Source organism: Sporosarcina sp. So3-204, from assembly GCF_058068165.1.
Map to the genome: position 1 here is coordinate 2,614,055 of NZ_CM176485.1, position 15,268 is coordinate 2,629,322.

12 protein-coding genes are annotated in these 15,268 nt (G+C 35.6%); 2 read left to right on the forward strand and 10 right to left on the reverse strand.

The window, feature by feature from the left end:
* Positions 1-29 precede the first annotated feature (29 nt).
* A complete protein-coding gene (locus AC3RV6_RS12870) occupies positions 30-833 on the reverse strand; it encodes an RDD family protein (RefSeq protein ID WP_489746439.1) in 804 nt (267 codons plus the stop codon).
* A gap of 138 nt (positions 834-971) precedes the next feature.
* Between AC3RV6_RS12870 and AC3RV6_RS12875 the strand changes: the two genes are divergently transcribed.
* The gene (locus AC3RV6_RS12875; protein ID WP_489746440.1) at positions 972-1,952 is read left to right on the forward strand and encodes a stage II sporulation protein M; all 981 of its coding nucleotides are present in this window, start codon (positions 972-974) and stop codon (positions 1,950-1,952) included.
* Here the strand turns inward: AC3RV6_RS12875 and AC3RV6_RS12880 are convergent.
* The 5 genes from AC3RV6_RS12880 to AC3RV6_RS12900 all read right to left on the reverse strand — a co-directional run bounded on the left by AC3RV6_RS12880 (position 1,930) and on the right by AC3RV6_RS12900 (position 6,892).
* Positions 1,930-3,288: a DUF58 domain-containing protein gene (locus tag AC3RV6_RS12880; RefSeq protein WP_489746441.1), complete on the reverse strand. Its 1,359-nt coding sequence runs from the start codon at positions 3,286-3,288 to the stop codon at positions 1,930-1,932. The genes AC3RV6_RS12875 and AC3RV6_RS12880 overlap by 23 nt on opposite strands.
* Positions 3,239-4,168, reverse strand: coding sequence for an AAA family ATPase (locus AC3RV6_RS12885; protein ID WP_489746442.1), 930 nt, complete (start codon positions 4,166-4,168; stop codon positions 3,239-3,241). The genes AC3RV6_RS12880 and AC3RV6_RS12885 overlap by 50 nt, the downstream gene beginning before the upstream one ends.
* Positions 4,165-5,262, reverse strand: coding sequence for a DUF4350 domain-containing protein (locus AC3RV6_RS12890; RefSeq protein WP_489746443.1), 1,098 nt, complete (start codon positions 5,260-5,262; stop codon positions 4,165-4,167). The genes AC3RV6_RS12885 and AC3RV6_RS12890 overlap by 4 nt, the downstream gene beginning before the upstream one ends.
* Positions 5,263-5,325: 63 nt before the next feature.
* Positions 5,326-5,955 carry a DUF4129 domain-containing protein gene (locus AC3RV6_RS12895; RefSeq protein ID WP_489746444.1) on the reverse strand — a complete coding sequence of 210 codons (630 nt, stop codon included), beginning with the start codon at positions 5,953-5,955 and terminating at the stop codon, positions 5,326-5,328.
* Positions 5,956-5,977: 22 nt separating this feature from the next.
* Positions 5,978-6,892 (reverse strand): hypothetical protein, encoded by a 915-nt coding sequence (locus AC3RV6_RS12900; RefSeq protein ID WP_489746445.1) that lies wholly within the window; start codon positions 6,890-6,892, stop codon positions 5,978-5,980.
* A gap of 198 nt (positions 6,893-7,090) precedes the next feature.
* Between AC3RV6_RS12900 and corA the strand changes: the two genes are divergently transcribed.
* The gene (corA, locus tag AC3RV6_RS12905; protein ID WP_489746446.1) at positions 7,091-8,053 is read left to right on the forward strand and encodes a magnesium/cobalt transporter CorA; all 963 of its coding nucleotides are present in this window, start codon (positions 7,091-7,093) and stop codon (positions 8,051-8,053) included.
* Between the two features lie 113 nt (positions 8,054-8,166).
* Here the strand turns inward: corA and AC3RV6_RS12910 are convergent, their stop codons facing one another.
* The 4 genes from AC3RV6_RS12910 to AC3RV6_RS12925 all read right to left on the reverse strand — a co-directional run bounded on the left by AC3RV6_RS12910 (position 8,167) and on the right by AC3RV6_RS12925 (position 15,228).
* On the reverse strand, positions 8,167-9,624 hold the full coding sequence (locus AC3RV6_RS12910; RefSeq protein ID WP_489746447.1) for a CoA-acylating methylmalonate-semialdehyde dehydrogenase: 1,458 nt from the start codon (positions 9,622-9,624) through the stop codon (positions 8,167-8,169).
* Positions 9,625-9,649: 25 nt separating this feature from the next.
* On the reverse strand, positions 9,650-10,846 hold the full coding sequence (locus AC3RV6_RS12915; RefSeq protein ID WP_489746448.1) for an iron-containing alcohol dehydrogenase: 1,197 nt from the start codon (positions 10,844-10,846) through the stop codon (positions 9,650-9,652).
* Positions 10,847-11,218: 372 nt separating this feature from the next.
* Complete coding sequence (locus AC3RV6_RS12920) at positions 11,219-13,228, reverse strand: acyltransferase family protein (RefSeq protein ID WP_489746449.1); 2,010 nt, start codon at positions 13,226-13,228, stop codon at positions 11,219-11,221.
* 557 nt (positions 13,229-13,785) lie between these two features.
* Positions 13,786-15,228 carry an alanine/glycine:cation symporter family protein gene (locus AC3RV6_RS12925; RefSeq protein ID WP_489746450.1) on the reverse strand — a complete coding sequence of 481 codons (1,443 nt, stop codon included), beginning with the start codon at positions 15,226-15,228 and terminating at the stop codon, positions 13,786-13,788.
* Positions 15,229-15,268: the final 40 nt, after the last annotated feature.

The following is a 15,268-nucleotide window of genomic DNA, read 5'->3' on the forward strand; positions in this document are numbered from 1 at the left end:
AATTCCATTTATTTAAGTTATTTAAGTTGTTATAATTCATATTCCCATTCATCTCGAACATATAAATAGATGATTAATAGCGTATTCTCTAAATCATATTCAGTCTTCCCTGCAAATTCAATATTTAGTGTCGGAAATAATATATGAGCCATTCTTTGCGTAAATTCAGACCGCTCGTATTGTGATAACTGAACGAAACGCTCACTATAAGTTCTAATAAGCTGCCATTCTTTCTGTCCAATTGATTTTAATGCCCATTCGTCAACTGCAAGGTCTTCCTTCTTAATCCCCCGCTTCGTTATTTCTTTTTCTAGAGGTGTTTTACGCTTATTATTTTTCGCTTTTCGCTCATGAATGACAATTGTACCCGCAACCAGATCCCCTACTCGTTGATGTTTAGAATGAAAGAAAATCATAATAATCCCCACAAAATAACCGCCCGGCAAAGAGTCAACAATCCTTAGTAAATTACGAATAAAACTGGAAAGCAACGTCAAACTATGACCATTTTCTTGCATTGCACGAATCCCTACGATTCTTTTTCCAATTGTTTGACCACCCCAAAAATATTCAAGTACGATAAAATAGCCAAAATTTACGATGAAAATTAATACAATAGCAAGACCGAGTAAAATCGAGTCAGCACCTATTAACGCCAATGCATCTGGCCCCCCAGTTAATACAATGATTAGAGTTACCAAAACCAGTATATTCGCGGCCGTAATAATAAATTGATCAACCATAAAAGCCGCGGCTCTACTTCCTAGACCCGCAAGCTGAAATTGAAGTGAAACGTATTCCGGTGTTTTAATCCCTATTCTCTCTTGTTCCATGATAATCCCTCATTTTCAGATTGGTTTTCAAAAAGTTGTACTTACACATCAGCTATAATAGTATGAATACATTGGTTAAATCGCAAATCTTTAATGATAGATAGTTTTAAATATTAATAAAGTGAGGTAGATAACTCAATGAAGATAAATCACTTTGTGAAGCAACATCGTAATGAGTGGCAGCAACTTGAAGAGCTTATTACAATTTTACATAAAAAAAAATCCAATATAAATGGCCCTGCAATTGATCAGTTTTATCTACTATATCAAAAGGCAGCTCAACATCTATCTTATGTACAAACATACTTTCCCCATGAAGATGTTACACCTTATTTAAACGGACTTGTTTCAAAATCACATAATTTATTATACAAAGACCAAGTATCCAGCATAAAGCAAATTAGTCATTTTTTAAGCACAACATTTGTTAACTTGTTTATTGAACAATGGCGGTTCATACTTGTTGCAACTGCATTATTTACGCTAGGCGCTTTAGGCAGTTTCTTTGCAGTAATAAATGATTCACAATCTGTTTATTCAATTTTACCTACTGAAATTGCGCAAAGTGTTGCCCCTGAACGGCTCGGCAGTTCAGATGGCCAAGTTTATTCTTCAGTAATGTCGGCAAGTATTATGACAAATAATATTAAAGTGGCTATCCTGGCATTTGCAGGCGGCGTCACATTTGGTTTGTTAACAGTTTATGTACTAGTTTACAACGGAGTTTTGGTTGGCGCTCTTGCCGCACTCTTTTGGCAACAGGGAAAGTCGTATGATTTTTGGGCATATATCGTTCCCCATGGTATTATCGAGCTTACAGCTATTTTCATCGCGGGCGGCGCAGGACTTTTAATGGGCTATAAGCTGTTTGTCCCTGGGCATTTCTCAAGAGGCTATCAACTTAAAGTTCAAGCCAAACGATCTGTACAGTTATTACTCGGGACAATTCCGTTATTTGTTATTGCAGGACTAATTGAAGGTTTCATTACGCCATCTGCCATACCATTAGAAGAAAAATACAGCGTTGCAATAATAACCGTATTTGGTTTACTGTTATATATACTCATTGGTAAAAACTTGTTAATAAAAAAACAACTTAAATTAAATTCCGATTCATAATATCAATATAATGGGAAACTGCGGCTGTTGCGAGTTTTTCCTCACGCACCTCTATCATTTGGAGGCCCTGCTTTTCCCATTTGACTTTTCCCCTTTTCTTTATTAAAACTTGCTGTTGCGCAATACTCTTTACCAAAGCAGTTTTTACATCTGACGGTTCTTCAGTAATCCTCTTTAATATCGCTACATCTTCTATCCCAATCATTAAAAACTGATGCCTTTGTCTTAAGCGTAATAAATAGCTTAAAGCACTTTCCTCATGAAGGAATGTTCGTATATCACTAAATAATAAAAGTAAACTGCGCTTCTTTTGCATTGTTTCCATATACGTAAGAACGGCAGCATAATTTGATTCAGCAGCGTCAACTTGTAAATGATAAACAGCTTGAAGAATAGTCTGTAAATGGGCCATACCTTTAGCCGGTGGTACAAAAACTTTCACTTCTTTAGAAAAAGCTAGCACCGATACATAGTCACCTTTTTGTAAAGCTGCTACGGTAACAGTTAGTGCGGCTTCCAGAACTTTTTCAAGTCTATTCCCATTTGTTAACTCAGCGCCCATCATTCTGCCACAATCAATTAAAATGGTTACATACTTGCCCCGTTCTGGTTCATATTGATTCGTCATAACAGTTTGAAGTTTTGCAGTCTGCCTCCAGTTAATCATACGAGGATCATCACCCACAACGTAGTTTCGAATTTGTGCGAAATCTCCAACACCACGTTGTTGCTTTCTAATCTTGGCACCTTCATGCAATAAATACTTTTGCGCGTTTTCCAAAAACTGTTTCGCTTCAGATAAATCAGGTATAACTTTTACTGAATCTTGTAATTCAATAGTCTGCTGCTTTTCCCATAATCCAAAGCGACTTGTATAACGGATAAAAAGTCGTTTAATCTCATAATCACCCCTAACAGGAGCATTCGTCTCATAAGATACTATCGTCGTTTCTTCCATTGAATACCCCTGCAGTAGAAATGGTTGCTTGAATGACTGGGGTAGTCCGTCTACTAAAGTAAATTTATAAGGAAGCTGAGAACGATTCTTCATCTTAATATCTACCTTATAATTAAGATTACGCTCTAACTCATTTGCAATTGTCCTTTCATAAGAAAGGTCATTTTTCTTCGGCGAATTTAGTAAATCCATTAAGCTTGCTAGTATAAATAAAATATTAACCGCTATTACAAATCCCCAAGCAAGATTAGATATACTGCCAATTAATATCAATACAAACGATAAAAGAAGCATAATTATTAGTAATCGTTTTGTCGGTAAAATCCCCTTACCTTGGAACAGGAATCGACCCCACAAGTTCTTCAATGATCTGGTCAACGGCCGCTCCCTCCAATTCTACATACGGTGATAATTGAATACGATGCCTCAATGATGGTTTAGTAACGATTTTAACATCATCAGGCGTTACATAATCACGGCCTGCTAAATAAGCCCATGATTGTGCCGCTTTTCCAATTGAAATCCCCGCTCTTGTACTTGCCCCGAAACGAATTGATTCTGTTTCTCTAGTCTTCCTAACAATCTTCATAATATAATCTAGTACACCTTCGCCTAAAGTAACTTTTTCAATCTGTTTTCTAATTGCCATAAAAGCATTCATATCAAGAACAGGCGAAGTAATTTTTGTGTCAAAACCTTTTTCAATAACTTGTTTCAGAACGTTTTTCTCTTCATCAAATGAAGGAAATTCAATAATAAGTTTAAACAAAAACCGGTCTTGTTGCGCTTCTGGTAATGGATAAGTACCCTCAAATTCAATCGGGTTTTGTGTAGCAGCAACAAAAAACACATCTGGCAGTTCATATGTTGTGCCTTGTATTGTTACTTGTTGTTCTTCCATTGCTTCTAAAAGCGCCGCTTGTGTTTTTGCGGGCGTGCGGTTAATTTCATCGGCTAAAAGAATATTTGTGAATACTGGCCCTTTAAGTGTTTCGAAAGAACCTTCCTGCATGTTGTAAATCATGCTTCCTGTGATGTCACTTGGTAGTAAATCAGGCGTAAATTGAATTCTACGGAAATCACCGCCCAGTAAAGTAGCGAGTGTTCTGACCATTTGCGTTTTCCCTGTACCTGGAACACCCTCAAGAAGTACATGGCCACCAGCTAAAATCGCTGCTAATAATAACCTCAACGTGTTGCTTTGACCAAGAATTCTCTGTTCATAACTTTCCAATAAAGATAAGACTTCTGTTCTCATTTACCTTCCACCTCTTTCCTGATTTCCTCTAATCGCTTCGACCACAACAAAAATTCTTGTTTACTAAGTTGTTCTTTATTTAAAATAGCATTTAATTCTGTTAGCCATGAAACAAGTTTCGCTTTAGGCATTTTAAGACCTTTTCGTTCAAAATAAACGAAAAGGTCAGGCCATTCTTGATTAGCCGGAACTGCCCATCGCTCCTGTATTAAAGTTCTTACATAATCAGCTTGTATAACCAAAGCATCATTATAACGTTTACCTCTCATATACCATGCTGCTAATGCGTTAATCGCTTCATCACTAAAGCGGACGGACTCTTCTCTAGGAATGAAGACTGTACCAAAACGTTTTCCGCGGGACCATAACCAAAGTGAAGCTATAAGAATAGCTTGTAAAATAAACAACAGAAACCATTGAGGATAAACAGTTAAAATAGTTGCCGCATTTTTTTTACTGTGTATGTATTCATCAAATAAGAACGCTTCTCCTTCAACTTCATTAAATAAATCTAGAATTAAATCTAGATGATCTTTTGTTAAAATTTCTTTATTCGTAATCCATTGAGGTGCATTCGCTACAAATAATTGTCCTTTTCCAAATGAACGTTTAAGTGCAATCGGACCCATTTCATCAGACAACAAAACTTCATCTTTATCTAGCATTTGGAGTCTAACGGATATTGGATGCTCAACCTGGTGCTTTGAGTCATTTTGGTCAACTACTGGTAATTCTTTTGCCTCCACAATTTCAGTTCCTAAACCAAACATACCTTTTGGATTACTTTTAAATAATAGAATGGTATTGCCTGATTCCATAAACTTTTCATAGTTTTTTATATCAATACTATTCGGAACAAAATAAGGCTCAACCATTATAAGCGTTTGCACTTTTGATTGATCCGTTAAATTGCTTGGTGATTCTGTCCATCTTTCTACAGACACATAATTATTGCTTAAGTACGTATAAAATGCTTTCACACCTGTTGGTGAAGGTGAATTAGACGCATATATTGGATATTCTTTAGGTTGAGCCTGCGCTAATAAATACTGTGCCCCTAAAATTAATAGTAAAAGTAATACAACCCAAATCAAGGTTTTTTTACCCCTAAGTCTCTTATTCAATACGCCTATTCACCTCCACCGATTTCTTTTTGCTCATTCATCTAAAATGCCTACTATTTTCATTATTATTACCCGAAATTGATTATATCCTTTTTGTTGAACTTCTTTTTCTCCATAAGTTGCTTCTTCAAAAAAGTTGGCTAAATCAAAAAATCCATTTGCCGATACTTGATTGACTTTCTTTAGTTCTTCATAATATTCCCAGTTTGTTTTCCAAACCCTAGCTTCCAGCCATTCTTTCTCGTTATAATAAATTAACAAAGCTAAAAACAGATGCCGTGTAGCTAGTGAATATTTCCCTTCTATTTCATACTGATTTGCTTCACTTATATGTCGCGTTGAAGACCAATCAATCTCCTTCTGAGAATGCAATGGTGTCTTTTCACTGAATTTACTTTTCCTTCGTTTATTAAGTATAATGAAAAATACAGTTGCTCCAACTAGAATTAACAAAACGATAATAATTATAGTTAATATAGGTCCAGCCAATAACGTCGTTTTTTCTAATGAAGGAAATAAGTTTACTAATAAATCCGCTAACCAGGTTTTAATTTTATCCCACCAGATAGTCAGGATATTCACTTTTTCATCCTGGTAAATCAAATACTCAGGACCATTTAAAATTCTTTCTAGCTCATCTTTAGTTTTATTAACATTTGTCAATGATTATCACCTTCGAATCATTTTATTGACTTACATTATAGTCAGCAATCATATCTTTTAAATCATCGGCATCATGTCTCGCTTTTAAATCCAAGAACATGACAGCGTACCCTACTGAATATATTAAAGTCGTCAGGATAGTAGCTAAGGATACTATTAATGTAAGTAATACACTATTCCCTAAAAACAACCCAAATGTAATTTCAATTGATGTACTAATTACTGTAAAAATGACAAAGAATACAATATATAGCCCTATTGATATCCATGTACGTTTTCTAGTGAGTCGCCAACTTCTAGATAAACCCGGGGCACCTTCTCCAAGTACTACTGATCCAAAATAAAAACTTAAACGAGTTAATAAATAACAAATGCCTACAGCGAATCCCAAAAACAAAAGGATGGCAACAATAATACCAACAAGTGGAAAAGCAACCGCGCCAATTACGCTTAGGATTATAATGATAAAAACTGGTAAAAAAATTAAACCAAATACAATTATACCAAATAATAAACTACTACCAATAATAGGCCAATACTTTGAAAATGCTTCCTTAATAACTGAACCCGTTGTATATTCTTCATTATTCTTAATCTTGTTAATTGCTATAAAGATAGCGGCCATTCCAATTGGGTAAAAGAATAAGCCAATAAACCCAATAAAGACACTTCCCAAATCGGCGCCTAAATTTAGTGACTCTTCCGTATCAAAACTCATAATAATGTTTTCAAACCATACACCACCAGTTCCTATTTCTCTAAAAAAACTGACACCTGAAACGAGCATAATTAAAGCTTGGAGTATAAAAAGCGGCCCCATAAAAATTAGAAGTATTTTAAAAAACGTTTTAAAATTATTTTTAGTTAAGCTGAATGTAAGATCCAGAATCTCTCCAAACCCTTTTGGTTTTCCAAGTTTTGTATCTATTTTTCTCATCTCCTTAAAAGTACTAATCAAAACTACTCTACCACAATATTAGTATCCCAACAAAAGATGACTAATTTAATCTTTGCAACAATTGTTTATTCATTTACAATTATTTAATAAATCAATTTTATAGACATTATTAATTTATCCCTGTAGGATTTCAGTAAATAAGCAAGGACGATTTCCAATACGAAAGAAGGTTGAAAGATGATTCGTACGATGGGGTTTACTACTAATAATGAACTAATCTTTGATTTCCCCTTGGACGAAATCGAAAAAAAAGCACTTAAATGGTATTGGGTTGATTTTGACCAACCAACGAAAGATGAAGAATTACTATTACATACATTTTTCAAATTCCATCCACTCGCAATTGAAGATTGTCTTGTAGGATTACAACGTCCAAAACTTGATTACTATGAGGATTATGTATTTTTTGTACTGCACTCGATACGACATGCAACGTTATGCCCTGAAGAACTTAATTTATTTCTTGGTAAAAACTTTGTTGTCACTTTCCATTACGATGATATTGAGGCATTATCACTATCTCGTGAAAAAGTTATACAGAACCCACAAAAATGGGATAATGGCGCCATTTTTACTGCTTATCAAATCATAGATAAAGTCGTGGATAACTATTTTCCAATTGCTTATAAAATTGACGACCAATTAAATGAAATTGAAGATAAATTATCGCCAAAGACTGTTCACTTATCGATGGATTTTGTTTTCGAAGTGCGTAGTGACCTATTACGTCTACGCCGAACCATTTTCCCTATGAGGGACTTATTGTATAGAATGCTTGGTTCAGAACAACTTAGTCTTTCTGCTAGTGAACATCTCTATTTTAAAGACATCCATGACAACTTATTAAGACTTGGTGAAATTATAGAAGAAAATCGTGAACTGACTGCTGATATTAGAGACAGCCAATTATCGATTAACTCCAATCGAATGAATAGCATCATGATGACCTTAACCATTATTTCTTCTATCTTCATTCCACTAACGTTTATCGCCGGCGTTTACGGCATGAATTTCGATTATATGCCTGAACTTCATTGGAAATACGGTTATTTATTCGTGCTCCTCGCTATGATGGGCTCTGGATTTACTATGATGATTTGGTTTAAGCATAAAGGATGGTTTAATATGTTCAAATCTTAATCGAAATAGTAAAATGCCAAGTAGGGAAACAACTACAAGTTGTTCCGTGACTTGGCATTATTTATTTTAACATCATTTATGAGTTACTTCGCAATGTAAATTGGCGTTCAATTTTAATACCTTGCTGTAAGCATTTTTCTTCTCGTATAGAAATTAACGCCGTCTTTTCCATTCGCATGCAAATCACCGTAAAATGAATTTTTATGTCCTGAAAACGGGAAGAAAGCCATTGGTGCGGGTACACCTAAATTTACACCTAGCATACCAGCATCCATTTCCTCTCTAAACTGTCTAACCGCTTTAGCACTGTCTGTATAAAGACATGCACCGTTTGCAAATTCTGATTCGTTAGATATTGCAATCGCTTCATCTAAACTGTTTACCCGCACGATTGATAACACAGGGGCAAAGATTTCTTCTTTCCATATTTTCATATCGATATTGACGTGATCGAATATAGTAGGTCCTACATAATAGCCGTTTTCTTTAACTTCATCATTACGACCATCACGTATAAGAGTAGCACCCTCTTCTTCTCCAATACGGATATAACCTTCTGTTTTCTCTTTATGAGAATCACGAATAACAGGGCCTAAAAATACATCATCATCTAGCCCATTACCAATTATTATCTCATTTGAAGCTTGTACAAGTCTTTCAACTAATTCATCAGCAACATCACCCACTGCAACTACAACGGCACATGCCATACAGCGTTCACCAGCTGAACCGAATGCCGCGCCAATAATATTGGTGACTGCATTATCAAGATCTGCATCCGGCATAACGATTGAATGATTTTTTGCACCTGCTAATGCTTGTACACGCTTATTATTTGCCGCTGAAGTTTGATAGACATATTCGGCAACCGGTTGTGAGCCGACAAATGAAATAGCATTAACTCCTTTATTCTCGATTAATCCATTTACTACATCATGGGCACCATGCACAATATTCAATACTCCGTCCGGTAGACCCGCTTCTTTAAATAACTCTGCCAATCGATTAGCTAGCAGTGGTGTGCGTTCAGATGGTTTTAAAACAAATGTATTTCCAAGAGCAATTGCGAGCGGGAACATCCAACAAGGAACCATCATTGGAAAGTTGAACGGCGTGATACCTCCAACAACTCCTAGAGGATAGCGATACATACCCGACTCTACTCCTGTGGCGATATCTGGTAATTGCTCACCCATCATAAGTGTTGGGGCACCTGCAGCGAATTCTACACATTCGATTCCTCGTTGAACTTCTCCATATGCCTCAGTGTAACTTTTACCATTTTCAATTGTAATAATTTTCGCTAGCTCTCCCCAGTTATCAACCAAAAGTTGTTGATATCGAAATAAGATACGCGCCCGCCTAGGTACTGCTGTTTTGCTCCACGTTTTAAAAGTTTCTTTAGCAACTGCTACTGCTTTTTCTACATCTTTTTTTGAAGATATTGGCACAGTTGCAATAATTTCACCAGTCGCCGGATTAGGTACCTCTTCATATTGTTTAGTTTCTGCTTCAACCCAGTTTCCGTTAATAAAGTTTTTCACTTTTTCTACACTTGTTTTTACTATCAATATAAAAACCTCCTCAGTTTATCAATTAAGCTAATTGCATTTTCGCACTAAAATCATAGTCATAGCACTTTCTATACAATTCTATTATCTCATCTATCGTTGGTATTCTAGGTGTATTATAAGGACTGCCACTTTCAATTGCATCAGCTGCCATTTTTGGCAATGACTTTTCAAATGATTTCTCTTCAATACCATACCCTTTCATATTAGGTATGTTTAAATCAAAACAGAGTTGCTTTATTTCATTAATTAGCCCTATCGCTAACTCTCTATCTGAAAAAGTGTTTGCATTTTTAATCAATCGTCCACCAATCTGCGCAAGTCTATCAATGGAAGCTTCCATAGTAAATTCCAACACTGCTGGAAGTAGCATTGCATTAGAAATGCCATGTGGTGTATGAAACAATGCTCCAACCGGGCGTGACATACCATGGACGAGCGTTACGGATGCATTAGAGAAAGCAGCACCAGCCAACATCGAACCTACCGCCATTTCTGCACGTGCATCAATATTTCCACCATCTTCATAAGCTGTTCGAATGCTTCCCATAATATGATCAATCGCTGTTAATGCCAATGCATCGGTTACAGGATGCGCTTTTCTAGATATATAAGCTTCTACTGCATGACACAATGCATCAATACCTGTAGCAGCAGTCACACTTTTCGGACAGGAAACAGTTAGTTCCGGGTCAACAATTGCAACGGCTGGTAAAAGGCTAGGATCAGCTAACATCATTTTCACATTTGTTTCCGTATCAGTAATGACAGTAATTTTTGTTACTTCAGAACCAGTTCCTGCAGTCGTTGGTATCGCAATGACGGGTATAGGCTTTTCCGTTATTTTCCTATCTGTTCCAAAATAATCAGACATCGTACCACCATTCGTCATAAGAACAGAAACCGCTTTCGCAGTATCAATACAACTTCCGCCACCAATCGCAATAATAGAATCACATTGTTCTTCTAAAAAAATAGCTAGCGCTTCTTTCACATGAATATTTGTTGGTTCAGAATCAACATTCAGATAAGATGCGGATGATAGTCCACAATCATTTAGTTGCTGCTGACACATATCAACATATCCTAATTTATTCATAATAGAATCACTTATAATTAAAGCATTCTTCCCTAATTTCATTGCTTGTTTCCCTATTTCTTTTACAGAACCATTCCCATAGAGGACCGTGCTTGGCATAAGTAACTCATAAATCCCTTTCATTATTTCAACCCCCTTTAAGTTTTATAGTAATTGACAGACCCTATATTACCTTTTAAAATAATGCTTTGTTTTAGAAAATCGAGTTTACTATTTTCTCTATTATTAACCTTTCGTCATATGTTGTTTTTAATCCTTTAATCAATTACATTTCCGCATAATTTCATCAGATATTTTTTCAAGCTAAAGTTCTACTAAGAAGAGTGTATTTGATTTGAAAGTAGATATCAGCTATATTTTTGCTGCGCTAGTCGTATCTATATTGTTATTTAACGATAAACCAAAATAACCCATCCGTGAGCTAGTGGCTCGGATGAGTTATTTAGTGTATCAGCGTCTGTGTATAAAAATTTTATATTTAATAACAGATTCCACTCACTTATCTCTTTTCATTTTAAATGATTCGCTTTCTTTTAAAGCTTTCAGTAATGGTTTCTCGAATACAGAAGCAAAAGTACGTGAAAGTGTTGCTGAAATGTGATTGTTATCGAAGGAAACAACTACATTTCCAACAACTGGATAACAATAATCATCATCACAAATAGAATCTGTAACGTCAATTGTATTTACACCCTCTGGAAGATAAGGAGCACTTTCAAGTGCACTAGGCTCTAGAATAATTTCATCGCGTCGAAATTTGCAGGCCTCAATTCCATTACCTTCTGATTCCCGAAGACATTTCGGAATCATTTTTGGAAAACGAGGCGTATCTCGAATAAGAAATAAAGGAATATTTGCTTCTTCATAAATCTTCCAAGCTTCTATAAAACCATCAGGAACTACTTTCCATTCTGCTCCTGAAATATCCCCAATTGTAACAATTAAATCTGGGGGATCTTCAAGAAGACGTTCCGATACAAGTTCAAACCAATCAACACACTCAGGATTATTAATAGTATCTGTTGTTGAAAAGCGACAACTTGCTTTTAATATCGTCTGAATACGAACATTATTTTTCTCTCCAAATTCTGTCAACATCGGCTCCCAATGGGCAGAATGTGATCCGCCAACGAGTGCAATTGTATAGTCATATTTATCAATCGAACCAGATTCACATTCTAAAATAGCGATTCTACCATTCGATTGAAAACAACTTTTTTCATATACATCTGACATATCAAGTCTTCCGTCATTTAAATCAGGTAAAACAGTTTCAGAATCATAATAATATGGAAAATCATTAACTTGATTAGCAAGAACTCCCGGATGAACACCATAATCACTAACTATTTTTTGATTCGGAATAACTTTTTGGTAATAGACCGTAAGTACTCCGCTTGCCAATACGGTGACACTTATAATAGCCAAAGCAGTTTGTTTAGTAGTTGATTTCAATTTAACAATAGGTGTTTCAACAAAGTAGATGGTAAAGTAAGCCAAAGCGATAGACAACGCTATAATAATAAGTCCTGCTTTTATAGAAACTGTTCCACGTTCAAAATAGGATAAAAATATAACTAAAACCGGCCAGTGCCATAAATAAAAGGCATAAGATACTTTACCAAAAGACACAAGTGGCTTTGAAGCAAGAATATTGTATGCACTAAAGCGAGTACTTGTGTTGCCAGCAAGCAAAATTAGTACAGCCGACATTGTTGGCCATAACGCTGCGTAACCCGGGAAGACCGTCGATACTTGAAAAATGATTCCACCGATTAATATTCCAATTAATCCAAGCCACCCGAATACCCAAGCGACAACTTTAGGCAATTTAACAAGATGAATGGTCATCGCTAAAATTCCACCTAGTCCAAACTCCCAAACACGTGTAAATGTTTGATAATAAGCAATAGGTTGATTAACGTTAGTCAAATAAATTGAATACGTCAATGAAGTGATTACAACTAGTATGAGAGACGTAAAAATAATCTTATAAAAATCAACCTTTTTAAATAGCCATTTTATAAGAAGTCCAATTTTAAATAGAATTAGCCAAATTAGATAAAATTGAAATTGAATACCAAGTGCCCAGTAATGTTGATAGGGAGAAGCCTCGTTATTTTGTGCTAAATAATCAACTGAGTCAAAAGCTAGTCGCCAGTTTTCAAAATAAAAAAGAGACGCAATGAACTCATTAAAAAATTGGGGCCTTGTATGTGGAGGAACTAATATAAAACTAATAATAAACGTACTACACGCAATGAACCAAGCAGTAGGCATAAGCCGTTTTAGTAGTTTAATTATGTATTCAAAAACTTGAATTCTACCCGTCCGTCGATACATAGAGAATATAGAAGTTGTAATTAAAAATCCCGAAATGATGAAAAAAACGTCTACTCCGCCAGAAACTCGATTTAGCCAAATATGATAGACTGCAACGAGTATAGCTGCAATTCCTCTTACTCCCTCTATTTCTAGACGGAATCTTTTTTCTTTTGATACCATAAAAAACAATTTCCTCTCGAAACATATGTACAAAAAACATGTTTTCTTGTAATGAATCCCACTATAATGTGTGGGAATGATAAGACCATCCTATCCTAATTAGTTACTCCATAAATTACTTACAATAAACCTGCGATCATTAATTATTTAAGCGTAATTGGACAAAAAATTTTAGGACTAAAAAGTTCAGGCAATAAAATGACATTATAAAGTTTCGCTTCTCATTGAGGTTATCAGACTAATAATGAGAGGAAGTTTTATAATGGCACTAACGAAGAATACCATACTAAAGCGAAAAAAAAAACATCTATTATCAATTTAACAGAATTAGTGCATATAGGTAAAATTTTTATGTTAGTTTGAATAAACCCGATTTTTCAACTAACAGAAATACTATTGTTATCGGATTAGTATGTCGAATTGGCCACCAAACCGAACAACGAAAATAGAGTAGGCGCATGAATGAATTCATGCGCCTCTCACAGGTCCGTGCGTGCGGGTCGTCACAGTAAAGTAACATTAAAAACATTTCAGTTTTATATGATTCTCTTCATGTCCTAATCCTCGGACTTATCATTATTGTTTTCCCAATACTCCGCATTTTTAATACCTAATTTTATAGGATCAAATGACAGTTTATTCCCTGTTTTTAATTGTTGTTCATAGTCTCTTAAAGCGGCTAATACTGGTTTAATTAAAAAGATAAGGACAATAATATTTATCCAGGTCATAATTCCAAGTCCAAAATCAACCATTATCCAAGCAGTATCAGATGTCCATAAACTAGTAACAAACACAGATATTAGAAACATTAATTTGACAATCCTTAATGCCCATTTAGGGTTTCTTTCCTTCATTAAATAGGTAATATTGATCTCCGCCATGAAATAAAATGCCATTATAGTTGTAAATGCAAAGAAAAATAATGCAATAGCAATAAACGGAGATCCGAAACCTGGCAAAGCATGTTCAACCGAAAGTTGTGCGAATGCGGAATTCTCTGCTTGCCCAACATTATTCATGATAAAGTTCCCATCAGAATCCTCAACACTGTACATGCCAGATATTAAGATAATAAATGCAGTAATTGAGCAAACTACAAGAGTATCTATATAAACAGAGAAAGCTTGTACTAATCCTTGTTCAACAGGGTGGTCAACTTCAGCTGATGCTGCAGCATGTGCTCCTGTCCCCATACCGGCTTCGTTGGAATAAATACCTCTTCTTACTCCCCAGGCTACGGCAGCACCAATTAAACCTCCAAATGTAGAGTCTAAGGCAAACGCACTATTAACAATAAGTGCAAAAACGCCTGGAACTGCATCTATATTGAGAATCATTATTACAATCGCAACTATTATATAAGCTAAGGCCATAAATGGAACAACGACTTGTGCAAAGCTAGCAATGCGTCTAACACCACCCGCGATTATAAAACCCAGTAATACAACGATGAGCAATCCTGTCACGATGCGATTCATCCCGAAAGCGTTTTCAAGACTTAATGCAATTGTATTTGCTTGCAATCCTGCATCAAAAATAGATAAAGAGATAATTAGTAAGATAGCGAAAAGGATTCCAAGCCATCTCATTCCTGTACCTTTTTCTATATAATAGGCAGGTCCGCCTCGAAATTGGCCATCTTTTTTCACTTTAAATATTTGAGCAAGTGTTGATTCAGCAAAAACAACTGCCGCCCCCATTATGGCAGTAACCCACATCCAAAAGACAGCTCCAGGACCCCCTAGCGCAATTGCTGTAGCCACCCCTGCAATATTACCCGTTCCAATACGGCCGGACAAAGCTAGGGTAAATGCTTGAAAGGGAGAAATACCCGTTTTTGAACTTTTGCCGCGAAACATTATTTTTAACATATTTTTGAAATGACGTACTTGAGAAAAGCGAGTTAAAATTGTGAACATTGCTCCAGCAAATAAGATGACATATACTAAGGATGAACTCCATAACAAATCATTTATTCCATTTATAATATCCAACATAAAACCCCTCCAGTTTTTCAATTATTCAGGGAATTAATAA

What these genes read in the sequence shown, in the direction of transcription:
- AC3RV6_RS12870 (WP_489746439.1), bottom strand. Translation starts at nt 833, where the DNA reads ATGGAACAAGAGAGAATAGGGATTAAAACACCGGAATACGTTTCACTT.
- AC3RV6_RS12875 (WP_489746440.1), top strand. Translation starts at nt 972, where the DNA reads ATGAAGATAAATCACTTTGTGAAGCAACATCGTAATGAGTGGCAGCAA.
- AC3RV6_RS12885 (WP_489746442.1), bottom strand. Translation starts at nt 4,168, where the DNA reads ATGAGAACAGAAGTCTTATCTTTATTGGAAAGTTATGAACAGAGAATT.
- AC3RV6_RS12900 (WP_489746445.1), bottom strand. Translation starts at nt 6,892, where the DNA reads ATGAGAAAAATAGATACAAAACTTGGAAAACCAAAAGGGTTTGGAGAG.
- corA (WP_489746446.1), top strand. Translation starts at nt 7,091, where the DNA reads ATGATTCGTACGATGGGGTTTACTACTAATAATGAACTAATCTTTGAT.
- AC3RV6_RS12915 (WP_489746448.1), bottom strand. Translation starts at nt 10,846, where the DNA reads ATGAAAGGGATTTATGAGTTACTTATGCCAAGCACGGTCCTCTATGGG.
- AC3RV6_RS12920 (WP_489746449.1), bottom strand. Translation starts at nt 13,228, where the DNA reads ATGGTATCAAAAGAAAAAAGATTCCGTCTAGAAATAGAGGGAGTAAGA.
- AC3RV6_RS12925 (WP_489746450.1), bottom strand. Translation starts at nt 15,228, where the DNA reads ATGTTGGATATTATAAATGGAATAAATGATTTGTTATGGAGTTCATCC.